This window comes from Paraburkholderia sp. 32 (assembly GCF_050435345.1).
Taxonomy (GTDB): Bacteria; Pseudomonadota; Gammaproteobacteria; order Burkholderiales; family Burkholderiaceae; genus Paraburkholderia; species Paraburkholderia tuberum.
In genome coordinates, this window is record NZ_JBNDKD010000002.1 from 1 (window position 1) to 23,301 (window position 23,301).

Sequence of the window (23,301 nt, forward strand, 5' to 3'; positions counted from 1 at the left end):
CCTGTGCCATCAGCTCCTCGAAGGCAGTGCGCAGATAGACGTCGAGCCGGTCGGACGGATCGAATTGCTCGACGATCGGCATCGAGAGCATTTCGAAGAGATTAATCGAGGCGCCGAAAGCTGCGGTGAAGTAACCGCAGATCATCACGGTCATGGGCTCAGTCGATCCGGCGCGGAACCGGTTGATGGAATCGACGACACGCTTATGCTCGCGGCCGGATACGACGACCGGTGCGATGCCCGCCTGGTTTGCGGGCACCTCGAGCTTCAGCGGATGTCGCGGTGGGACGATCAGCAGCGTGTGCGGTGTAAGGGGTACCGAATCGGCGCCTCCGATGTGTAGAAGCCCGCTGCCGGAAAGAATGTAGTGGATGCCGGGCGCGTCGTTGCCGTCGAGTTCGAGCACGAACCCCTCGCTGACGAGACACTCGGACAGGCCTAGGACGCGGATCTCGAGCAGCGCGATGAGTTCATCGAGGTGTGCTGCGGAGATGCGCGCAAACGACGACAAGGGCGTTGAGATGGACATTCGTTCGAAAGAACGCGGCAATGCCGGCCAAGCTGGAACGCGATGACGGATTGTCGCACGACTGCAGCGGGCTGCGGACTTGCCACGGCAGGCCAGGTCGCGTGTCGGCGACCTCCCTAGGGAAGACGGAGAGAACTAGCTGTAGCAGCACATACTCATCACTCTCCGTCGCTTTTGCACAGACAACGGCCGTACGGTTGAAGCACGGGCGACCGGCCGCAGTGGGTCGGGAGTGTGAGTTCGCTGATGCAGGAAGCTGCCGCCCGGCCCCTCGATACCGCCACCGTCGGCAATCCGTCCACTGCCGACGTAGAATCCAGTCCTCTCCAACGTCGGCAATGGCCGAAATGCCGCACTCGGGAAGCTGGCGCCACGGACCGGACTGCTCCGTCACCCGCCCTCCGAATCGCGAGAAACGCGATCGTCGGCAGAGAGCGGGATTGGCATAGAGCTATCGTTCAGGGAGGAATAGGTGGTTCGTCTGCGCGTCGGTCTCACGCGCAAAACCGTCACGGCCTCGATGACCGTCCTTCAGAAAAACCGGAGTGTGCTCCGCCTCAGACTGCTGACGGGCAGACGCAGATCTCCAGTCGACGCCATGCGAACGCGACGCATCGCCGCGCGTCGCTCATAGGCTCATAGGCCCCGCAAGGGACCTTTTCCCGGCAGCCTATCGTCGCAGGCGAATGGCTCAGTACAAGGCCCAGTCGCAACGTCCATCGGCTTTTCCGTTTCGGCTACGCGCCAGAGACGGCGCAGCAGCCCGCGCGTACTCACGTCCGATGCTCGTGACGCAACTAACTGTCAAGCGCTGGCGCCCTCCGGCCTGGCTTCGCCGCCACCCCGTCTGGCAGCAGTATGGGATAGCGGGCCACGACCCTGGTCCGTCCGAAAAGGGCATGCGGGTTGAGCAACCCGTGATTTCCTGGCGGACAACGATGTGGCGTCACCTGCCGTGCTCGCTTTGATCAGTGGCGCCCGAAATCGTCAGGTGTCAGTTCGACGCGTGCGCCCGGGTGCGCGAGCAGCTTGCGTTCAGCGATCGCGCGGATGCGGCTATATCCGTCGCGGAAGGTCCTGAGGATCCGCAGGTCGTCGGCCCGGTCTTCAAGCCAGAAATGAGCCTCGAGCGCTGCGGTCGTGATGACGCATTCGACGAGGGTTTGCCCTCTGACGAGGCGGAATGACACGCCTTGGCGGCTTGCCAGAATCTGCGGCTCGAATTCAGGTTTTTCCATGACGGGTTTCAGGGCGTTGTCGTTTATGCGGTTAAAGCGGTATGCGTATCGGTCTGATGAGGTTGGCGATTGCCGCCGGCATCAGGGTACAGGCTGCGGGGCATCGTGACGCGCGCAGGCGGGCATAACGGGCGGCTCCTGACATTCGCGTTCGCGAAGCGAGGTGGTACTCTCAGCTCCGGGTTGTAAAAGCCTCGCCGATCTGCCGCGCGCGCTTCACTTCGTCGCTGTGCAGGTAAATCGAGGTCGTGGAGACGGAAGCGTGCCGCAGGTTGTCGCGCACCGTGGTGAGTTCGGCGCCGTGGCCGAGCGCGCGGGTAGCGTGGGTGTGCCGCAACCAGTGGGGGCTCGCGCGGCGCAGCTTCTCCGCGAGCGGCGGGTGATCGGTCTCGATGGCATTGGCGGCAAGGACGAGAAAGCGCTCGAGCACGCTCCACAGCCGCACACTGCTGATGGCCGTGTCACTGTCTGCTTCCAGGCTGCCGATGACCGGTGTGTCCGGCCGCCAGCGCGCCGTAGTAGTTGGCAACTGGCGCCCGGCCAGATAGCGGGCGAGGGCGTCCCACGCGAGCGGCGGCAGCGCCACCCGTGCGATCTTGCCGCCTTTGCCGGTGACGCGCAGCCAGTGCTCGCCGCGTGCGTCCGTCTCGACGTGGCCGAGCGTCGCGCCGACCAGCTCACTCGCGCGCAAACCCGTCGCTAAGCCGAAATCGAGCAGGAACCGCAAGCGCTGCGCGGCCGGAACCGTCCAGCCGTGAGACCATTCCAGCCCCTCGGCCATCGTACGTACCAGCGCCCATTCCCCGTCGGTAAAGGCGCGCGACGCGTCGAGCGTCGATGCCGTCCTGCCGCCGCGCACCCTGATGCCTGCAAACGGATTGGCCAGCATGTAGCGCTGTTCGACCAGCCAGCGGAACAGGGCGCCGAGAATCGACAGCGCGTGCGCGACCGAGCGCGCCGAGAGGGTGCCGTTAAACGGCCGCCAGTCCGGTGACGTGCGGGGGCGCACCGGGCCGATCCAGCGTCCCCGCGGCGCCGGATGGCGCAGGAACGTCCGGTACGCGATCGCATCTTCGGTCGTGAGCGACGATAGCGCGCGCCCGCGCTCGACGATGGCCCAGAGGATCAGCCGCTCGGCTTCCTTGCGGTAGGTCCGCTGCGTGGCGGGCGACTCGTGCAGGGACAGCCACGTCTGCACGGCCTCGTAGTCGTTGGACGCGTCGAGCGTGCAGGTGGCGGGCGGTGCGCGGAACGTGCCGGCGGAGCCGTCGACCTCGTGCGGCAATTTGAGGGTTTCCCACGGCACGATGTCGCCGCGCTGGCTCGCGACCACCAGCCCATGCGCCCTGTCCGTGAGCGCGGGCCAGGCGGCGAAGAACGCCTCGATCGAACGGGCGCTCGCCGTGCCGAACCCCGGCACGGCCTTCCACCACTGGCGCCGGCGCGGAATAGCACGGTGAGATCGGCGAGCGTCGTGATGCCGTACGCGTGCAGTACGCGCACCGCGCGCGGGGAAAACCACTGCGCGATGTCGTCGGCGATCTGCGGTTCCGGAGAGCGCGCCGTGCGCAGCGCATCGATCGCCTGCGCCACGCCTTTCGCTTGCTGCTCGCGTCCCGCTACAGGATGAGTGAGGAGTGCGACGAGATCGTCGCGATGGGCCGCGCGCGCAACGTCCAGCAGCTTGCCGCGGATGCGCCCGAGGACGCCGCGCGCCGATTTCCCGTCACCGAGTGCGGAGGGCAGGTAACGCGCCACGGCCTGCCGCACGGACACGCCGGCGTACCACGCGCGCAGCACGGCAAGCTCGTCGGCATCGGGAAAACCGGATCCGGAAGATTCAGCGTCAGCAGCGGGCGCGGAGGGCAGGGTGAGGCGCCTTTTCATACCCCGGAGTTTAGCCTGCAAACAGGTGCCTTTAGGTCGGGTAGCAGCGGTGCATTACTGCACCGCCGCCCCCTAAGAACCGTGCATGCGAGTTTCCCAGCACACGGCTCAAGCCTTTCAAAGCCCCATTGCCGAGGCCGGTTTCACTACTGAGAGTCCGAGGGCACGCGCGGCCCGATGGCAATCCGGGTGAAGCATCGTCAGGTTGCTGATCGTGTCCTTACCGCCATCGATCTTTCGCTCCAGGTGGTACAGCCGCCAGCCACTGGATTTCGTGATCATTTGACGACAGACCGGACAGGACCTCTGCTGATCGAGCCACAACCGGATCAGCCGCATCCGGCCCTTGAGCGAGTCCATCATCGTGAAGCCCAACCGCTCTTCGAAATAACTTTCCCACTGCGGGTCGAACGGGTTTGCGGCACCCTTGATCTTGCGGTGCCGCCGGATCGACGTGCCGTCAATGTCGTACAGCGTCAGAAGTTCACGCTTTCCATTGCTGAGCACTTTGTCCGTCGCCGTACCAAAGACCCATTGGCGGGCGCCAACGGTTCGAAAGTACTTCCGACGTACCCAGTGCGAGTTCTTCTGCGGGTGTCGGCGCTTCGCCCAACGCCATAGACATTCCCAAATCGCATGAGCAACCTTGTTAAAGGTGCGCTTCGCCACGACATGCCGATAATAATCCGCCCAACCGCGAATCTTTGGGTTGAGCAGGCGGATCAGACGATCGTGTCTTAGCGTTGCATTGCCTTTCACGACGTCCCGAAGCTTCCGCATGAAGCGCTGAACGCTCGTTTTGGCCGGCTTGATCAACAACTTGCCGTCGTACTTGCGAACGTTCATGCCCAGGAAATCGAACCCATCGTTGATATGCGTGATCCGGGTCTTCTCCCGTGACAGCGATAATCCCCGCTGTGCAAGAAACTGCACGACCAGCGGCATGACTTCATCCTCCAGCACTTCTCGCGTCGCGCCAGTGATAACAAAGTCATCTGCATATCGAACGACGTTAACCTTCGACGGATTCCGGCCGCCTCTGCAGAACTTCGCAAGAAGTGTTCGTTCTAACCCATCGAGAGTCATGTTCATCAACGTGGGCGAGATAATACCGCCCTGAGGCGTACCCGCTTCCGTCGAGTGAAAGACACTGTTGTGAAGGTAGCCAGCCTTCAACCACTTTCGCAGTATCGCTTTGTCCGTTGGGATGTGGGCGACCAACCAATCATGCGAAATTTCATCAAAGCAGCTCCGGATGTCGGCCTCCAGAATCCACTGCGCGCGATTGCTGCTGGCCAGTGAGATAAAGCACTGTTCTATCGCGTCGGCCGTGGAGCGGGCGGCTCTGAACCCATAAGAGTTCGGATCCGCCATGGTTTCTGCAACAGGTTCGAGTGCAAGCAGATGAAGCGCCTGTTGCGCTCTGTCGACCATGCAGGGAATTCCAAGAGGTCTCAGCCGTTTCCCGTCGGCTTTCGGGATATATATTCGTCTCAGCGGCAGAGGGCGGTAGCCCCGCCGCTTTAGAGACTTCACTGCCTGGAGTCGGGACCTCGGCGTAGACCATGTGAGGCCGTCTACGCCGGGAGTCCGTCTACCCTGATTCTCAGTCACCCGTCTGACGGCGAGTGCCTTGCCGCTGAACGAGTGGGTCAGCAACCACTGCAAAGCCTTCACCTTGCCGTACTTGCCGTCCTGTGTCGCCTTCACGATGCGAGCCTGCAGCCTTCGAATCTCACGATAGCATCGGGCCCAATCGACATCGTTCCAATGCATTGCGCGATCGGAGGACGCACCGGTGCCGGCTTGCTGCACTGTCATTTGCTTCTCCTCCTTTGAAGGTTCGTCAGACTCTTTCGTGACGAAAGACCATGCGGAAGTCTGCCCGCTTTCGCGTAGGATGATGTTGCCTTGCGGCGCAATCCCTATCCGTCCGATTACAGGACGGCGTTCGCTTTCTCCGCACTCCTGTTCCCGCACCTCCAACAGCTTTCCTCACGGTCGGCTTGCCCGACTGGGCAGAGATACGGGGTTTCCGTGTTCCGCATCGTTCGCAGGAATGGTTTAGGCTCTGCTTCTCCACCGGTAGCACCATGTCCGCGCTGCCCCATCTTATAAAGGGCAGACCTGCTACGTTCCCGTTTTGGGTGGGGCCTATCAGTGTCTTTGGCCCGTCTAAGTTAACGATGTTTATCAGCAGTTCAAATACTTTAACCATGCCATCCAGTCTAGCGCCCCCTCCGCATTGACACTCGCAGGGGCACCGTCGTCTCACGACCACGGCTTAGCTTGCGCCGGGCTACATTGTCTCGGTGGCTTCACACGGCGCCGTTACCAGCCCCGCATGCACCAATAGACTACGAGCGACGGAACGCCCGGTTTCCTCCCGCCAGACATCGACGGTAAAACAACGAACGAAGCGACCTCACGTCGCACATAAGAAAACTTATCTTAATAGGACGAACCCGTTCCCGCTATTTGTCAGAGTCGCTTCACGGAGCCACTCAGTTTGGGCGTCCATGGTTGCATCTGTCGACTTTAGCTGCTGCGTCGCCCGAGTCTGCATGAGACAACCGGCGCGGGATGCCAAAATGAAGGGGATGATAGTTTGTGGCTATCCGCCCCTTCGTCTCTGGCCATTCATTGACTTGTCAATGAACACAGCTTGATTTTTCGGTGCCAGATAGTCCGCAGAAACCGCTCAATGGAGACAGCGCACCGTTAATGGCGGAGCAATCGTGATAGAGCCAACTCCTCGATGTAGACGTGAGGTCAGGATCTTCTGACCTTTCACACAGATCCACGCCGCACAATGCTCGCCAGGATAGGCGCGACGCAATTAAAAAGCCGTCCGGATGCCGATCTCGACGCCGGTGGTTGCTCCTCCCAAAGGCGTGTTGCCGGTATAGGAGTTGACATCCTCGACGCTAAGCGTCCCCCGTCCGGAGTTTTTCAGGTAGGCAACCGAAGCATACGCCGCCGTAGATTTGGATAGGTTATAGATGAAGCCTAGAGCAAAGGCCTGAGCGCCATACAGTCCGGCCGCCTGTGCGTCAGCATCGGTCCGGGTGAGTCCATACGAGGCCCACGCGAAATGCACGCCGACCGGAATTTGCACACCAATGCTCGCACGCCGCTCCTTCAGTCCGACGAACGATTCATCGTTCAGTGCCAGCATCAGTTTTGCGACCTTGAAGTCATAGGAGACTCCGAGATTCGCCTGGGTCCACTTCCCGGAAGATTGTGGCGCCACCGTGTTGGAGGTGATGCCGGTTTGCCCTAGTGCCCCGGCAATTTCAAATGACCCAAGGTCATAGACCAATCTCCCGCCGACGAAACTACCGATTGTGGTAGAACAAACCGGATTGCCCGCGCAACCAAGTCCGTCGCCGCGCGGTGCGACCTGGAGCGCCGCGGAAATGCCGTAGTGATTCTCCGGCGTGTAATAGGTGATCGAATTCGCGTTCCAGTCATAGTTCGGCACGATCGCATGGCTGAGCAGATTCGATAAATGAGCGAGATTGCCCACGCCGAGATTGTAGGTCGGGTCATACGTCCACATGTTCGTATAGGTCGGCGACCATTCGCGACCAAAGTGCAAGACGCCGAATGGACTTTCCAGGCCTACCCACGCGGAGCGGTCGAAGAAGGGGAAATTCCATGCGGACGGCGCTGCTTGACCCGTAGCGGGAACGAAGCCCGCATCGATCCGGAACGTCGCACGGTAGCCGTTGCCGAGATCCTCCTTGCCGAGCAGGCCGATGAACGACGGGCTGCCGCCGAACGAACCCATGCTAACTGCCGATCCATGACCTTGCGAATAGGCGATATAGCGAATGTTTGCATCGACGGCGCCGAACAGGTTGACGGACGATTGGGCATGCACACTGCCTGTCAGGGCGAGCAGACAGCCCGCTACTGCAATCTGGCGATTGGTCACGATTCTTTTGCCTATATAGGATTGCGTACTAGACGAAACATATTCGCGGGCGACATGGGACATCTCCGGAGCGGTGCCCCGGAGATGTCAATACCGCGATTTCAGGTTGGCTCTCGCGGTGGGCTACGCGGCCCGTTTCGCGTTCTGACGATCGAGAATCAGACGCGACGCCTTCTCGCCGATCACCATGCAGATCGCTGCGGTGTTGCCGGAGGTCAGGGTCGGCATGATCGACGAATCGGCGATGCGCAGGTTCTGAATGCCATGTACGCGAAGCGATGAATCGACGACGCTCATCGTGTCGCTGGCAGGTCCCATTTTTGCGGTGCCAACCGGGTGAAAGACGGTTGACCCAGTTTGCCGGGCGAAGTCTAGCCACTCGTCGTCGCTTTGCACGAAATCGCCCGGCATCATCTCGGTGTCGAAATACGCCTTCATCGCAGAGGAGGTGAGGATGGCGCGTGTTCTGCGACAGCCCGCAATCAATACCTTGCGATCGAGTTCATGATCGAGATAGTTGGGCTGAATGAGCGGCGTTTCGCTCATCTGGATCGACCGTGCTTTGACATGGCCGCGACTGAGCGGCCTATGCTGCCAGACCGCGCACGTCATGCCGGCGGCTTTGTCGAGCGTGCCTTGTTCGCCCGTCATATGACTCGCGGGCGTGAAAATGCCCTGAATGTCGGCATCGCCGTTACCAAGCCCCGATTTGAAGAAGTAATGCACGAGCGCCACCGGCAAGCTCAAAATGCCTTGCATGCCCATTGACCAGAGCAGCACCTGCCACCAAACCTGCGGTGCGCGAGCCAACTGATTGATCGAGCGGAAATTGCGGCCCCGCGCCACCAGCAATGCCATGTAGTGATCCTGGAGATTGCTACCCACTCCAGGAAGATCGTGTACGACAGGCGCTCCGATCTCCTTGAGCAAGCGCGCGTCACCGACTCCGGACACCTGAAGCAGCCGCGGCGTATTGATCGCGCCGCAGGCAATCACGACTTCGCGGGTGGCCTGAACGCGATGCAATGTCTCGCCGCGTTGATAGATAACGCCGGTCGCCCGTTTGTGATCGAACAGCACCCGCGTTGCCAGTGCCTCTGTCACGACGCGGAGATTGTGGCGGCTGCGCGCCGGTCGCAGAAAGGCGCTGGATGAACTGACACGACGATTGTTTTTGATCGTGACCTGCGAGAACGTGACGCCTTCCTGCCGTTCGCCATTGGTGTCGCTATTGCGGGGAATGCCGCATTCAACCGAGCCGTTGATGAATGCCTCGCACAGACCGTCGTTCCATTTCACGTCGGTCACGGCCACCGGACCATTGCGGCCGCGATAGTGCGGGTCGCCGCTTTCGCGCGACTCGAGGTCGCGAAACACCGGCAGAAGCTCGTCATAGCTCCAGCCAGGATTGCCCAACGCGGCCCACTCGTCGAAGTCAGCGCGTTGCCCGCGATTGAACGCCATGCCGTTGACCGACGTACCGCCGCCGAGCGTCTTTCCCTGCAGGAGTCCAATAGGACGGCCACCGGTGAGCGCGGTGGCCTCGGTGGAAAAATTCCACGTATAGCGGGCGTTCCCCGATACTTTTACGAATCCAGCCGGCATGCCGATGTAGAGGTTGTTGTCATCGGGACCGGCTTCGAGCAGGCACACCTTGGTCGACGGATTTTCGCTCAGCCGATTCGCAAGAACACAACCGGCGGCGCCGCCGCCCACAATTACGTAGTCGTAGATACCATCGTCTTTTACAAGGCGGTTTTCCAACTTCTGTCTCCTCCTGAATCGCGATTACCTTTTTTCAGTTCTTATCGCGGGGGCATCGGATTGCGCGGGTTGCGCCTTGCCGAGATTGATGATTTTCAGTTGCGTCAGTTCATGCAAACCGTCTTCCGCATATTCGACACCAATACCCGATAGCTTCGCGCCGGCGAACGGTACATCCGGCGTCACGTCGCCATGCTTGTTGATCCAGACCGTGCCGGAGTCCAGTTGACGCGCCACTTCGTGCGCGCGATCGAGATTGGGCGACCAGACGGAGTTGCCGAGTCCGAACGGTGTGTCGTTCGCGCGCGCGATTGCGTCATCGAGGTGCTGATAGCGGATGATCGGCAGCACCGGGCCGAACTGTTCTTCCTTGACCAGTGCACTGTCGTCGCCGATATCGCGTACGAGCGTGGGCTGAATGAAATAGCCGCCGTTCGGCGCCGCCTCGCCCCCGCAGATGATCTCGCCGTCGCGGCGTGCCGAGTCGATCAACGACTTCAGCCTGTCGAATTGCTGGCGATTCTGGATCGGTCCCAACTGACTGCGAGGGTCCAGACCGGGGCCGACCACCTTGCTCTGCACCACGGCTTTGAGTGCATCGCAGACGGCGTCGTAAAGAGCGTCGGGGACATAGAGACGTTTCATCGCCACGCAGATCTGGCCGTTGTTCGTAAATGCGGCCGCATACAGACCCGCGGCAGTTGCTTCGGGATCGCAGTCGTCGAGCACGATGCCGGCGTCGTTTCCACCGAGTTCGAGCGTCAGACGCTTCATGGTGGAGACGACGGCGTTCATCACCTTGAGCCCGGTTTGCGTCGAGCCGGTGAACGCGAGCTTGCGGACATTGGGGTGGGCAGTGAGCGCCGGACCGATGTCGTTTTCATCGGCGAGCAGGTTGAGAACCCCAGCAGGGATCACATCGCGGCACAGCGCGCCCAGCCGCAGCGTTGCGAGAGGCGTAGTGGGCGCGGGTTTGAGGACCAGCGTGTTGCCGGTCAACAGGGTTGGCGCGATCTTGGCCGCTGCCATGAAAAGCGGGAAGTTCCACGGCAGGATGGCCGCGACCACGCCGAGCGGTTCGCGATACGCCTCCACGCGCCGGGTTGCGTCGTCGGCAATCACCTTGACGGCGATGTTCGTTGCCGCATAGTGCCGGAAGATGTAGGCGGTGCCGTCGACTTCCCACTGCGCGTCCGCCAGCGGCTTGCCCTGTTCTTGCGTGAGCAGCCGCGCGAGTTCGTCGCGATGGGCCTCGACGATGCCGGCGATTTCGCGCAGTACGGCCTGGCGATCGGCGAGCGGCCGGCGACGCCACGTTGCGAAGGCCCTCGATGCCGCAGCCACTGCTTCGTCGACGTGACGCAGCGAGGCCTTTGCGCAATACGCGAATGGTTGACCTGTAGCGGGATCGATGACAGGAATGGTTCCTTCGCTTTTGACTAGTTTTCCGTCGATCAGAAGTTCTTGGTTCATAAATGGTAGAAAAGCCGGTGTTTGGATGTGCGTATAAATTAGGAAGTGTTAATAAGCCGGCGGGCTTTTGAGGATATTTACCGGCATCGCGACGGGGATAATCGCGGCATTATTCTTCCGGTGCTATGACGAACCTGATGCCGGAAAGCGCTTCGTCGAAAGGTATCTGGCAGGACAGTCGCGACTGGGCGGTAAAATGCATCGACCCTTCGACAATACCTTTTTCTTCCGCCGTCATCGGGTTGAGGCGGCTTGCGAATGCGTCGTCTATATAGACATGACAAGTGGCGCATGAACAGCTACCACCACACATGGCAAGCAGTTCTTCGACGCCATTATTCCGGATAGCCTCCATCAGGCTGTATCCCGGCTCACTTTCAATTTCGATTGTCTGCCCAGCGCGCGTCTCCACCCAGGCTTTTGTCATTTTTCACCTCTTGATATGAAGATTGTCCGTTAGACGCAGATTAGCAAGTATTTCGCGTGCCGATCATAAGAGACGAAAATAATATGACTTCATAATAAAACGCTATCGCTTCTCGCGGGTTTCTCCCAGGGCTCACGGGCCGGATAAGGTCATATCGTTCCACTGCGTTGAATCTCGTATTCCCCTTACTTTGAATTTATTTCAATAAACATGATTTTCGGCGACGCTATATCAAGGAGTGTAAAATGAGTGCTCTGGATTTTGTGTCGAGTAATCTCAGTGCGGAATCAATTCCGGATGAAATTGCATCAGCGGTCGTGTCGAGTCGATCCTATGCTGACGACAACGTGATTTATCCGGCGCTGAAGTGGCTTCGCAATCATCAACCGCTTGCAAAAGCCGATGTGGAAGGTTACGACCCGTTCTGGATCGTGTCGAAACATGCCGACGTGATGGCCATTTCGCGAGACAACAAAACCTTCATCAATGGCGACCAGAATCTGATTCTGCAGACTCGCGAAAGCGATGCATTCACGCGGAAGACGAATAAAGGCAAGGTGCGCTCGATGAATTCGCTGGCCTACATGGATCAGCCGGAGCATGGCCGCTATCGGGGCATCACGTCCAACTGGTTCATGCAGGGTACGGTAAAGCGCCTCGACGAAAGAATGCGGGAAATTGCCCGTGAGTCAGTCCAGCAATTTGTCGAACTCGGAGGGGAGTGCGATTTCGTCAAGGATTTCGTTCTCTACTATCCGTTACGCGTGATCATGGATATCCTGGGCGTGCCGGCATCGGACGAGCCGCGGATGCTCAAGCTGACGCAACAACTCTTTGGTGGAGACGATCCGGATGAACGCCGGGCGGAGATCCCGGAGGGGCCGGACGCGGCGGCGCGGGCGTGGCGCGCGACGCTTGAAGACTTCTACGGATATTTCCGTGAACTTAGCCACGAACGTCGCGCTCGTCCTCGCAATGACCTCATTTCCTTGATTGCGAACACGCGTTTCGACGGAGAGTTGATCGATGAGGATCGCGAGGTCGACTACTACGTCGCGATCGCTACGGCGGGCCACGACACGACCTCGGCGGCGTCCGCGGGCGGGATGCTGGGCCTGCTTACCTTCCCGGAGCAATTTGCAAAACTGCAGTCGTCGCCCGCACTCATTCCGTCATTCATCAACGAATCGATCCGCTGGTCGACGCCGATCAAGCACTTCATGCGGTGCGCGTCGCGAGATGTGGAAGTGCGGGGCCAATCGATTCGGGCAAACGACCGGCTGCTGCTGAGTTATCCGTCCGCGAATCGTGATGAGGACGTGTTCGACGACCCGGACGTATTCAGAGTCGACCGCGATCCCAATCCGCATCTGGCATTTGGTAATGGTCCGCATATGTGTATCGGGCAACATCTGGCGAAGCTTGATATGCGAATTCTGTTCGAAGAATTGTTGCCGCGATTGGCCCACGTGGAGTTGGCAGGAGAGCCAAGATTGCTGCAGTCCAATTTCATCAGCGGCTTGAAGTCACTGCCGATTCGTTACCGGCTGAAGTAATCGGGGCGCGGCAATTCGGTATTTTCAGCCGCAATAAAAATAGGCGGCTCGCCTGCGAAATGCAGAGCGCGAGCCGCCTTCGCCGCTAATCGATAGCGCTATCGTCAGCGCACAATCAGTGAGTCAATTGGGCGCCGGCCAACTCGATCTCTTCTTCGCTGGCTTGAGTATTGAAGCGTTCCAGTTCCGCGCGAGCGATCGCTTCGCTGCTGACCAGAGTCCGGCTAGCCAGAACCAGTGAGCCGATCGAAACGGGCAAAACAGCGAGTGCGCAGAGGATTGCCAGGCGCAGATTGCCCGATGCATCGCTGATCAGACCAACGCAATACGGTCCAAGCCCCAGGCCAAAGATGTTGGCTCCGAGCGAAAATGCCGCGAATGCGGTGCCGCGCAGTCGCGGAATGACCAGATCCTGCGTGGTCGCCTGAAGCGGGCCAAACCACATGGGCACGAAGAACGTCGCGACGGCGTACGCGCAATAGAACACGGTGACGTCTCGCGTCACATACTGGAGCGCGCTGGCGGCCGTGAACATCGTCGCGGTAAAGCACACGCAGTAGAGTCTGCCGAGCGGATGCTTGCGCCGCGCGAGATCCGACAGGTAGCCGCTGACGCTGATCCCGGTGCCGCCCGCAATGATCGCGATGATCCCGAGATGCAAGCCGGCCTGAGCGGTCAAGCCGAGGTCGCGGCTCGCATAGACGAACACGAACCCGTTCACCGCGTTCATCGCGAACGCGAGGAACGCACCGGCCACCGTCAACGAAAAGAAGGTCTTCGATCCCGTGATCAGGCGGTGAGCGACGGCGTCGCCGAGTCGAGTCGCCTGATACCAGTTCGAGCACACATAGACCGCAATCGCGATGGCGAGCCACTGGATCAGATTGCTCGTCACCGGCATGCCGAACAGCGTTCCGATTCGCGCGTTACGGCTGGCGGACAGCACGTGATTGGTCGCGGAAGTGGCGAACACCACGACGCAGATCGCGATAAGCAGATACACGGCGTTGCGCACGTATTCGCGGCGCGGTGCGCCGAGCGTGCGCAGGGTCAGCCAACTCCACGGCGGCACCATCGCGCCGAGATCGCGAATGGCATGCGCAAACGGATGAGGGTCTTTCCTGGGGGCGACGGCATCGAGGCGGCCGCGCGCGGGCTCGCGAATCGTCAGCAGCACGATCAGCGCGAACAGCAATCCGGGAACGCCCACGCAGATAAACGACGCCTGCCAGCCCGACAACCCGAGCGGCGCCGACACGCCGCCTGTGCCGTATGCATGCTCCCACGCGGCTACGATCGATCCGCCGATCGCGAGCGACGCGCCCGCGCCGACATACACGCCCACCGAATACAGCGCCAGAACGGTGCCGCGCTTCGCACGCTCGAAATAGTCGCCGAGCAGGGAGACGGCCGCGGGCGTCGCGCTGGCCTCGCCCACGCCGACCCCGATACGCGCCATGCCGAGCTGCGTGAAATTACGTGACAGGCCGGACATCGCGGTCATCAAGGACCAGAAAGACAGCCCTAGCGCGAGCGTGCGGACCCGGCTCCAGCCGTCCGCGAGACGTGCCAGCGGAATGCCGAACACGCAATAGAACAGCGCGAACGACGTGCCGTACAGCAAACCCAGCTGCGCATCGGAAATGCCCATGTCTTTCTTCAGATACGGCGCGAGGATCGTGACAATCTGGCGGTCGACGTAACTGAACGTATAGATCAAGGTCAGCATGAACAGCACGTACCACCGGTACCACGGCCTTTCATGATTCGTATGCATATTGACGTCTCCTGAGTGTTGTCTTTATCGGGCAACGGCTGCGAGGAGCCGAGGCTGGTCCAAAGGATAGTCACGCGCATACCGCGCACACCAATACGATTTTCCGATCCACTGAGACGAAGAACCTTGCGTCGGATCATAAGGAAATCCTCTTAATCCCTTCGGAAACAGTATTGGCCTTACCAAACATGCGCCGGGTACATTGACTCCACATTGCAGCACCGTGAGTTCACTTTCAAAGGGCGCGACGCACAGTCAAGCCGACACGCAAAAAGATGATGGAGCTTTCGACTATGGCGCAGAAGAGCGAAGTGGGGCGCACCCCTGTGGTGATCGTGGGAGCGGGGCCGGTTGGCCTGGCACTAGCCGGCGATCTCGGCTGGCGGGGCGTGCCGTGTGTATTGATCGAACGCGGCGACGGCCAGGTGTTCCAGCCCAAGATGGACATGGTCGGAATCCGCACGATGGAGTTTTGCCGCCGCTGGGGCATTGTCGACGATGTCGAGAATGCCGGCTACAACCGCGATTATTCGCAGGACTATGCATGGGTGTCGCAACTGCACGGCGGCTATGAGTTCGGGCGTGAGTCGTTTCCGACGGTGCGCGACGAGCCCAAACCGGAGCAGAGCCCGCAAAAACGCGAGCGTTGCCCGCAAAACTTTTTCGATCCGGTGCTGACGCGATTCGCCGCCAGAACCGGCAATGTACAGATCCGGTATAGCACCGAGTACGTATCACACGACGAGTGTAGCGACGGCGTCACGGTCACGGTTCGCAACTTGGTCACGGGTGAAGAAGAGAAGATCGAGTGCCAGTATCTGGTCGGTTGCGATGGCGGGGCGAGCCGCGTGAAGGAAGCGCTCGGCATCAAGATGACCGGCACGCCGGCGCTCACGTATACGACGAACGCGATCATCGAATGCGAGGGTCTCGAGAAGCTGCACGACAAGAAGCCAGGCTATCGCTACATCTTCATTGGGCCGGAAGGGACCTGGAGCACTGTCGTCGCAATCAACGGGCGCAACTGGTGGCGCTTTTCGATTGTCGGTGACGGGACCATGCGAACGCTCACCGAAGACGATGTCGCCGCAGCGTTCCGGCGCGCGGTGGGGCGCGACGATGTCGATTTCCGGATCATCTCCGTGATGCCGTGGATTCGCCGCCAGCTGGTTGCCGACAACTACGGCACGCAGCGCGTGAAAATCGCCGGCGATGCCGCGCATCTGACGTCGCCGACCGGTGGTTTCGGCATGAACATGGGCGTGCAGGACTCGGTGGATCTCGGCTGGAAGTTGCAGGCGATGGTGGAGGGCTGGGGCGGCGCCCACCTGCTCGATACGTACGAATTCGAGCGTCGGCCGGTCGCGATCCGCAATGTCAACGAGGCGACCAACAATCTGAAGCTGATGCTGACGCCACGCGAGACGCTGACTCCAGCCGTATTCGAAGCGGGACCGGAAGGCGATCAGGCTCGCAAGGTGTTCGGCGATGCGTACACGCAGATGATGAAACGCGAGTGGTACACGATCGGCATTCATCTTGGCTTCCGTTACGAGGGTTCGTCGATCGTCGTACCGGACGGCACGCCCGAACCGGAAGACACGGTCAGCACCTACGTACAGACGGCGCGGCCCGGACATCGGGCGCCGCATGTGTGGCTCGCGCCGGGGCAATCGACGCTCGATCTGCTGGGACGCAAGTTCGTGCTGATGCGCTTCGACCGCTCGGTTTCCGCCGACGCGATGACGGAGGCTGCCAAACGGGCCCGCATGCCGTTGACCGTCGTGGATATCGACAACGAGCAGGCCCGTGCACTGTATGAATGCGCGCTGGTGCTGGTGCGTCCTGACGGTCACGTCACCTGGCGGGCGAACAGCCAGCCGGACGACGCCGATGCACTGATCGACATTGCCCGTGGCGTGCAGCCGCTAAGCGTGACGGAGCGCGTCGCCGAAGAGGTGGCCGCGCGATGAGACTCGTAACTTTCGACAATGGCCGCATCGGCGTGGTTAAGGAAGGTCATGTGATCGACGTCAGCGACATCGCCGGCGCCGTTCCTGGCGCGTGGCCGCCGGTCGGGATGGTGCGCTTTATCGCGCACTGGGAAGATTCGCGTGCAGCGTTGCTGGATGCGGTTCGATCGCGAGCCGGCCGTGCATTGAGCGAGGTGCGTCTCGACGCACCGGTGCAATGGCCGAACAAGGTGATCGCGTTTCCGGCGAATTATCACGCGCACATCGATGAAATGAAGCAGGGCGCCGGCACTGGTGTGATTTCAACATTCAAGGCCAGCGGTCAAGGTTTCTTTCTCAAGGCGAATTCAAGCCTGAGCGGCCCGGCCGATGCAATCGTGCTGCCGCCGCTGGCGGGCCGCGAGATCCATCACGAGTGCGAGCTCGGCATCATCGTCGGCAAGCGTGGCCGGGGCGTGTCGCATGCCGATAGCCGGTCATACGTTTTCGGCTTTACGTGCCTGCTCGACATGGTGGTGCGCGGCAAGGAAGAGCGCGTGATGCGCAAGTCGTACGACACGTTCTGCCCGACCGGTCCCTGGATCACGACCGCCGACGAAATCGCCGACTTCGACAACATCGAAATGCGCCTGCGCGTGAACGGCGAGGAACGGCAATCCGCGTCCACGCGCAATCTGATCGTGAATATCCCGGAGATGATCGCGATGTCCTCGGCGGTGATGACGCTGGAGCCCGGCGACATCATTGCCAGCGGGACGCCGGCAGGCGTCGGGCCGGTCGAGGACGGTGATGTCATCGAGATCGAGATCGACGGCGTGGGGTCGATGCGTCTGCCGGTGACGCGCGGAACGGTCGGCGATCACCCGGTGTGGGACACGGAGAAAGGCGTGCTGGCCGTGTGATGTTGCAGCGCTTGAAACAAGCCGTATCGCAAGCTGTCGACTCACGACGGCACTTTCGCAGAGGACCGTGATGTCTGAATCCGCTACACCCGATCAGGTGGTACCAGAAGGCTTCTTCGATTCGCTCGAGGCCCGTGCGTTGTCACCGGGCTGGGCGAAGAAGGTGCCACAGATGTGGCCGGTGCCGCGCCCGCGCTTCGTCCCCGCGGTATGGCGCTACGCCGACGCGCGCGCCGCGCTCGATGCAGCCTGCGCCTTCGTTTCGCCGGAGCAGGCCGAGCGCCGCAACCTGATCATGGTGAATCCGATTGCCGACAACATCTATCCGACCTGTCGCAACCTGGTGGCCGCGTATCAGCTGGTGTTGCCCGGCGAGACGGCGCGCTCGCATCGTCATTCGCCGAATGCGCTGCGCCTGATTCTCGATGCGGGTGCCGACACGTTCACGATCGTCAACGGCGTGCAGGTCGATGTCGCGCCGGGCGACGTGGTGTTGACGCCTTCGTGGCATTGGCATGGACATAGCAACTTCGGTAGCGAGCCCGCCTTTTGGATCGACTTTCTCGACGTGCCGCTCGTGCAAAACCTCGAATGCATGTATTTCGAGGACCATCCGCAACGCAACGAGCCGATGGTCTCGCACGAGCCCGACTCGCCGTTACGGCACAAGGGCGTCGAACTCGAACGTGGCGCACGAGACGCAGGCACGCTGGATTTTGCGTCCGCCGGACTCAAAACAATCGGTCTTCAGGCAGTCGGGATTGAACGCGCGCAGTCGCGCTCGCACGACAAACGGATCGACAACAACCTGTACACGGTGACGCGCGGCAGTGTGCGCATGACCGTCGAAGAACTCGGCGTAGTCGATCTCGTGCGCGGCGACGTGATCGCGATTCCGTGCTGGCACGCGTTCACGATCGAAGGGCTCGATGACTGGTCGCAACTGATACGCGTGAGCGACGAACCGGTGATGACGGCGCTCGGCTTTCGTGAGCTGAAGTCCGCGTGAAGCCGCCGAATCACTTTTAAAGACCTTTGAATACACGCGACGCAAGGAGACGGTAGTGAAATTCAGCGAAGAACAGGAGATGCTGCGCGACATGGTGCGCAGGGTCGCCGAAGAACAGGTTCGGCCGCTCGTCGCGGGGATGGAAGAGACCAAGCGCTTTCCGGAAGAACTGGTCGAAGTATTCGGCGATCTCGGCTTGCTGCAGATGTGGGTGCCCGATGAATACGGTGGCCCGGGTGGCGATCTGACGTCGGTATGCATTGCGAAAGAAGAAATCGGCAAGGTGTCGCTGGCTGCATCGACCTTGTGCGCCAACAACTCGATCGGGCTAATTCTGCCGCTGCTGCATTTTGGCAGCGAAGCGCAGAAGCAGCGTTATCTGCCCGAGGCGGCCAAGGGACGCACGATTTCAGCGGTGGCGATCACCGAACCGGAAGCGGGCTCCGACGTGTCGGCGATTCGCACCACCGCGCGGCGCGACGGCGATTCGTACGTCGTCAACGGTCAGAAAAGCTGGATCACGTGGGCGGCCCAGGCGAATTACATGCTGCTGTTCGCGCGCACCGCGGATGGGCGCGGGCACGAGGGCATCAGCGTGTTTCTCGTCGATACGAAAACACCCGGTCTGAAGATTGGCCGCAAGGAAGTGAAGATGGGCCGGCATGGCTCGCCCACCTATCAGGTGTTCTTCGAAAACATGCGCATCGATGCCGATTGTCTGCTCGGAGAAGAGGGCAACGGTTTCAAGGCGTGCATGAAGATTCTCGATCTGAACCGGCCCTCGGTGGCGGCATCGTCGTTAGGTCTGGCCCAGGCCGCGATGGACGAATCGATCAACTACGCAAAAGACCGCCGTCAGTTCGGCAAACGGATCGGCGACTTTCAGGCAATCCAGTTCAAGCTCGCCGACATGGCGATGAAGATCGAAGCGGCGCGCAGGCTGCTCTATTCGAGCACCCAGGAGATCGACGCAGGCGACAGCAGCCGTCTCACGATGCTTTCTTCGATCGTCAAATGCTATGTCACCGACGTTGCGATGGAAGTCGCACTGGAAGCGGTGCAGGTCCATGGCTCGTATGGCTACTCGACGGAGTATCCGGTCGAACGCTTCATGCGCGATGCCAAGCTCAACCAGATTCTGGAAGGCACGAACGAAATTCATCGCGTGATCATCGCGAGGCAGTTGCTCGGCAAATGAAGCACGCCATCAATCCAATGACACAGGAAGGATACTGATATGACTTCGACGTTACATCCCGGACTCGGCGACGCGGCGCGCGCCTTTCTGGCGCGTACGCATCAATTGCTGATCGACGGCCGTATGGAAGAGTCCGATTCCGGCCGCCGTACCGAGATCGTCGACCCCGGCACCGGTGCAGTCATTACCACGGCCGCCGAGGCATCGGCAACCGACGTCGATCGCGCCGTGGCCGCCGCGCGCCGTGCGTTTGAAGGACCGTGGAGCAAGGTCACGCCCGCCGAGCGCACCCGGATGATGCTGCGTTTCGCCACGCTGATCGAAGATCACGCGGACGAACTCGCGGAACTCGAGTGCATCAACAGTGGCAAGCCGTTGCCTTTCTGCCGCAATGGCGATGTGGTCGGCATCGCGGAGATGCTGCGTTACATGTCCGGCTGGACCACGAAAATGGGCGGTGAAACGCCGAATGTTTCGCTGCCCGGCGAATGGCACGCGTACACGCTGCGCGACCCGGTCGGTGTGGTCGGGCAAATCATTCCGTGGAATTTTCCATTGAATATGGCGATGTGGAAAATCGCGCCCGCGCTCGCGACTGGTTGCACCATCGTGATGAAACCGTCCGAACAGACGCCGCTGACCGCGCTGCGTCTCGGTGAACTCGCGCTCGAAGCTGGTATTCCCGCCGGTGTGCTCAATATCGTCACTGGTTTCGGCAATCCCGTGGGTGCGGCGATTGCCGCGCATCCGGGTATCGATAAGGTCGCGTTCACCGGCTCCGGTGAGACGGGGCGACGTATCGTGCAGGCCGCGAGCGGCAATCTGAAACGCGTGTCGCTCGAGTTGGGCGGCAAGTCGCCGGTCATCGTGTTTCCCGATGCGAATCTGGATGCGGCGGCGGCGGGCGTGTGTTCTTCGATCTTCTTCCACGCCGGGCAGATTTGCGCGGCCGGTTCGCGTCTTTACGTGCATGAACGGGCGTTCGGCGAGGTACTGGAAGGTATCGCCAAACGCGCGAATGCGATGAAGATGGGCCACGGCATGGATGCCGGCACGCAGATGGGTCCGGTTATTTCCCGGCGTCAACTGGATCGTGTCGCGGGCTATATCGACCAGGGGCAAGAGGAAGGCGCGACCGTGTTCGCTGGCGGCGGCTCCAGCAGCGAGCACGGCTACTTCGTTCAGCCAACCATTCTCACGGGCGTGAAGCCCGGCATGCGCGTGCACGACGAGGAAATCTTCGGCCCCGTGCTGTGCGCGATGTCCTTCAACGACGACGACCTCGACGGCATCGCCGCGGCCGCCAACGCCACCACCTACGGACTGGCCGCGAGCATCTGGACCCGGGACATCGGCCGGGCGCACAAGCTGGCGCGCCGGATGCAGGCGGGAATCGTCAACGTGAATGCGTTGTCCTCGCCGGACGCAACCCTGCCGTACGGCGGTTACAAGCAATCCGGCTGGGGCCGTGAGCGAGGTTACGACGCGATCAAGCTGTACACCGAGGTCAAAGCGGTAGCGATCAACCTGAACAATTGATAACGGCGCCCGGTTCAGACCGGGTGCGGAGGAGAACGGCATGACTGGCAGCATCGATTACGTCGCGAAGGATGGGCGGGCATACATCACGATCAATCGCCCCGAGAAGAAGAATGCGATGACCAGCGCCATGCTCGATCAGCTGATGACGGGCTACGACCGCGCTGAAGCTGACGACGACGTGCGGGTCGTCGTGCTGCAAGGCGCTGGCGCCGACTTCACGACCGGGCACGACCTCGCTGAAGTCGGCACCGAGTACGGGGCGACCACTTACGACGACAAAGGCCGCCCGCGCAAGCCGAGTCAGCGCGCACGGTTGCTGCACGACAAGCGCTACATCGAACGGTTCGAGCGCATCTTCAAGTTTCTGAAGCCGACGCTTTCACTGGTCAAGGGCTATTGCCTCGGTGGAGGCCTCTACCTCGCGGAAGCGTCGGACCTCGTGATCGCCGCAGATACCGCGAAAATGGGGCATCCGGAACAGAAACTGGGCCTCTCCGGCGCGGCGTATTTCGCCGCCTGGGAAATGATGACGCTGGGTCCGCGCAAAGCGCGTGAACTGTTGCTGATGGCGGACGTGTGGGACGCGCAGACCTGTCTCGCCAATGGCCTCGTCAACAAGGTCGTGCCGCTCGACTCGCTGACGGCCGCCGGCGAGGAGTGGGCGGAGCGGATCGTGCGGCTGCCGCGCGACGGCATCGTCATGGGCAAGGCCGCGACGAACCTGGCGATGAACGCGCTAGGCATCGACGCGCAGTTCTCGTATGGACACGTGCTGCACGCACTGGCCACCAACGTTCGCTACGAAGCCGACGAATACAACTTCATGAAGCAGCGCCGCGACAAAGGTGTGCGCGCGTCGAATCACGAACGCGAAGAGTTTTACGTCGCGAAGGAAAAGGCATGAACACCGCGCTCAAAGGACTCAAAGTTCTCGACTTCACGCAGATGATGACGGGACCGTTCGCCACCATGATGCTGGGCGATTCGGGCGCTGACGTGATCAAGGTCGAGCAGCCGGACGGCGATCCGTTCCGGCGTTCGGGCGAAACCACGTTGAATGGCGACGGCGCGTTCTTTCTGGGCGTGAATCGCAACAAGCGCGGCATCGTGCTCGATCTGAAGAGCGAGGAAGGGCGCGCCCGGGCGCTCGCGCTTGCGATGGAAGCGGACGTGCTGGTCGAGAACTTCCGGCCAGGTCTGACGGACAAGGCGGGCCTCGGCTACGACGCGCTGCGCAAGCTGAATCCGCGCCTCGTCTACTGTTCGATCTCGGGGTTCGGCCGCAACGGGCCAGACCGGAACCGGCCCGCGCTCGACATGGTGATTCAGGCCGTATCCGGTGTCATGCAGGTGACCGGCACGGAAGAATCGGGGCCGCTGAAAACCGGCTTTCCGTTCTCCGACCTGATTACGGCATTGCTCGCGAACATCGGCATTCTGACCGCATTGCAGGCGCGGGAGCGAAGCGGCGAAGGACAGCGCGTCGATCTGTCGATGCTCGACGCGAGCATCTTCAGCCAGGTGCCTCGCGATGTCTATTTCGACCTGACGGGCAAGACGCCGGCCCGGATGGGCAACCAGCACTGGGACATCGTGCCGAACAATACGTACGCGACCGCCGACGGCCGCGACATCATGATCATCACGATCAACGACAAGTTCTGGCACGTGCTCTGCGACGCGATGGCCGCGAGCGAACTGAAGACCGACCCGCGTTTCGCGACCAAAGCCGCACGTCTCGAGAACCGCGCCGCGGTGGATGCGAAGCTCTCGGAGATTTTTGCGACCCGCAGTCTCGCGCAATGGGAAAGCGTGCTGTCCGCTGCCGGCGCCATTTACGGCTCGGTGCGTACATGGCCCGAAGTGTTCAGCGACCCGCATGTGGTCGATACCTTGCTCAAGACCGTGCAGCATCCTAAAGGCGGCGAGTTCAAGGTCATCAACAACCCGCTGCAATTCTCGGGTACGCCGACGCAGATCCGCAGTGCGCCGCCACTGCTTGGGCAACATAACGAAGAAGTACTTGGGCGTGGCGCTGGCGGATGGCCGTCGATCGACGGCTAGCAACAGTTAGCAACTACACCCA

At 61.0% G+C, this 23,301-nt stretch carries 16 protein-coding genes and 1 pseudogene; 8 read left to right on the plus strand and 9 right to left on the minus strand.

Translation table 11 applies throughout. The features are described 5' to 3' along the window. The 8 genes and pseudogenes from OKW26_RS15340 to OKW26_RS15375 all read right to left on the minus strand — a co-directional run. The coding region (locus OKW26_RS15340; protein ID WP_429354261.1) for a cupin domain-containing protein at window positions 1-529 on the minus strand (529 nt) is incomplete at its 3' end. 968 nt (window positions 530-1,497) lie between these two features. Continuing rightward, complete coding sequence (locus OKW26_RS15345) at window positions 1,498-1,767, minus strand: DUF1488 family protein (RefSeq protein WP_090812210.1); 270 nt, start codon at window positions 1,765-1,767, stop codon at window positions 1,498-1,500. A gap of 172 nt (window positions 1,768-1,939) precedes the next feature. Then, a pseudogene (locus OKW26_RS15350) lies at window positions 1,940-3,654 on the minus strand (phage integrase family protein). A 117-nt stretch (window positions 3,655-3,771) separates the two neighbouring features. Beyond that, the gene (ltrA, locus tag OKW26_RS15355) at window positions 3,772-5,475 is read right to left on the minus strand and encodes a group II intron reverse transcriptase/maturase (RefSeq protein ID WP_429354262.1); all 1,704 of its coding nucleotides are present in this window, start codon (window positions 5,473-5,475) and stop codon (window positions 3,772-3,774) included. A 1,018-nt stretch (window positions 5,476-6,493) separates the two neighbouring features. After that, window positions 6,494-7,594 carry a porin gene (locus OKW26_RS15360; RefSeq protein WP_429354263.1) on the minus strand — a complete coding sequence of 367 codons (1,101 nt, stop codon included), beginning with the start codon at window positions 7,592-7,594 and terminating at the stop codon, window positions 6,494-6,496. 123 nt (window positions 7,595-7,717) lie between these two features. Further along, the gene (locus tag OKW26_RS15365) at window positions 7,718-9,358 is read right to left on the minus strand and encodes a GMC family oxidoreductase (protein ID WP_429354264.1); all 1,641 of its coding nucleotides are present in this window, start codon (window positions 9,356-9,358) and stop codon (window positions 7,718-7,720) included. Between the two features lie 24 nt (window positions 9,359-9,382). Then, entirely contained in the window at window positions 9,383-10,831 is a 1,449-nt protein-coding gene (locus OKW26_RS15370) for an aldehyde dehydrogenase family protein (protein ID WP_429354265.1), read from the minus strand. A 109-nt stretch (window positions 10,832-10,940) separates the two neighbouring features. After that, window positions 10,941-11,258, minus strand: coding sequence for a 2Fe-2S iron-sulfur cluster-binding protein (locus OKW26_RS15375; RefSeq protein ID WP_429354266.1), 318 nt, complete (start codon window positions 11,256-11,258; stop codon window positions 10,941-10,943). A 245-nt stretch (window positions 11,259-11,503) separates the two neighbouring features. Between OKW26_RS15375 and OKW26_RS15380 the strand changes: the two genes are divergently transcribed. Further along, window positions 11,504-12,814 carry a cytochrome P450 gene (locus OKW26_RS15380; protein WP_429354267.1) on the plus strand — a complete coding sequence of 437 codons (1,311 nt, stop codon included), beginning with the start codon at window positions 11,504-11,506 and terminating at the stop codon, window positions 12,812-12,814. Between the two features lie 115 nt (window positions 12,815-12,929). On the opposite strand, the gene OKW26_RS15385 is transcribed toward OKW26_RS15380, so the two are convergent. After that, window positions 12,930-14,591, minus strand: a complete 1,662-nt coding sequence (locus tag OKW26_RS15385; RefSeq protein ID WP_429354268.1) for a spinster family MFS transporter — start codon at window positions 14,589-14,591, stop codon at window positions 12,930-12,932. A gap of 293 nt (window positions 14,592-14,884) precedes the next feature. On the opposite strand from OKW26_RS15385, the gene OKW26_RS15390 reads away from it, so the two are divergent. The 7 genes from OKW26_RS15390 (at window position 14,885) to OKW26_RS15420 (ending at window position 23,279) form a co-directional block, all read left to right on the plus strand. Beyond that, complete coding sequence (locus OKW26_RS15390; RefSeq protein ID WP_429354269.1) at window positions 14,885-16,564, plus strand: FAD-dependent oxidoreductase; 1,680 nt, start codon at window positions 14,885-14,887, stop codon at window positions 16,562-16,564. Next, window positions 16,561-17,466 carry a fumarylacetoacetate hydrolase family protein gene (locus OKW26_RS15395; RefSeq protein WP_429354270.1) on the plus strand — a complete coding sequence of 302 codons (906 nt, stop codon included), beginning with the start codon at window positions 16,561-16,563 and terminating at the stop codon, window positions 17,464-17,466. Before OKW26_RS15390 ends, OKW26_RS15395 begins: the two co-directional genes overlap by 4 nt. A gap of 70 nt (window positions 17,467-17,536) precedes the next feature. Next, window positions 17,537-18,475 (plus strand): cupin domain-containing protein, encoded by a 939-nt coding sequence (locus tag OKW26_RS15400; RefSeq protein WP_429354271.1) that lies wholly within the window; start codon window positions 17,537-17,539, stop codon window positions 18,473-18,475. A gap of 55 nt (window positions 18,476-18,530) precedes the next feature. After that, a complete protein-coding gene (locus OKW26_RS15405; protein ID WP_429354272.1) occupies window positions 18,531-19,673 on the plus strand; it encodes an acyl-CoA dehydrogenase family protein in 1,143 nt (380 codons plus the stop codon). Between the two features lie 39 nt (window positions 19,674-19,712). Then, window positions 19,713-21,212 (plus strand): aldehyde dehydrogenase family protein, encoded by a 1,500-nt coding sequence (locus OKW26_RS15410; RefSeq protein ID WP_429354273.1) that lies wholly within the window; start codon window positions 19,713-19,715, stop codon window positions 21,210-21,212. Between the two features lie 40 nt (window positions 21,213-21,252). After that, window positions 21,253-22,119, plus strand: coding sequence for an enoyl-CoA hydratase-related protein (locus OKW26_RS15415; protein ID WP_429354274.1), 867 nt, complete (start codon window positions 21,253-21,255; stop codon window positions 22,117-22,119). Next, window positions 22,116-23,279: a CaiB/BaiF CoA transferase family protein gene (locus OKW26_RS15420; RefSeq protein ID WP_429354275.1), complete on the plus strand. Its 1,164-nt coding sequence runs from the start codon at window positions 22,116-22,118 to the stop codon at window positions 23,277-23,279. The genes OKW26_RS15415 and OKW26_RS15420 overlap by 4 nt, the downstream gene beginning before the upstream one ends. Window positions 23,280-23,301: the final 22 nt, after the last annotated feature.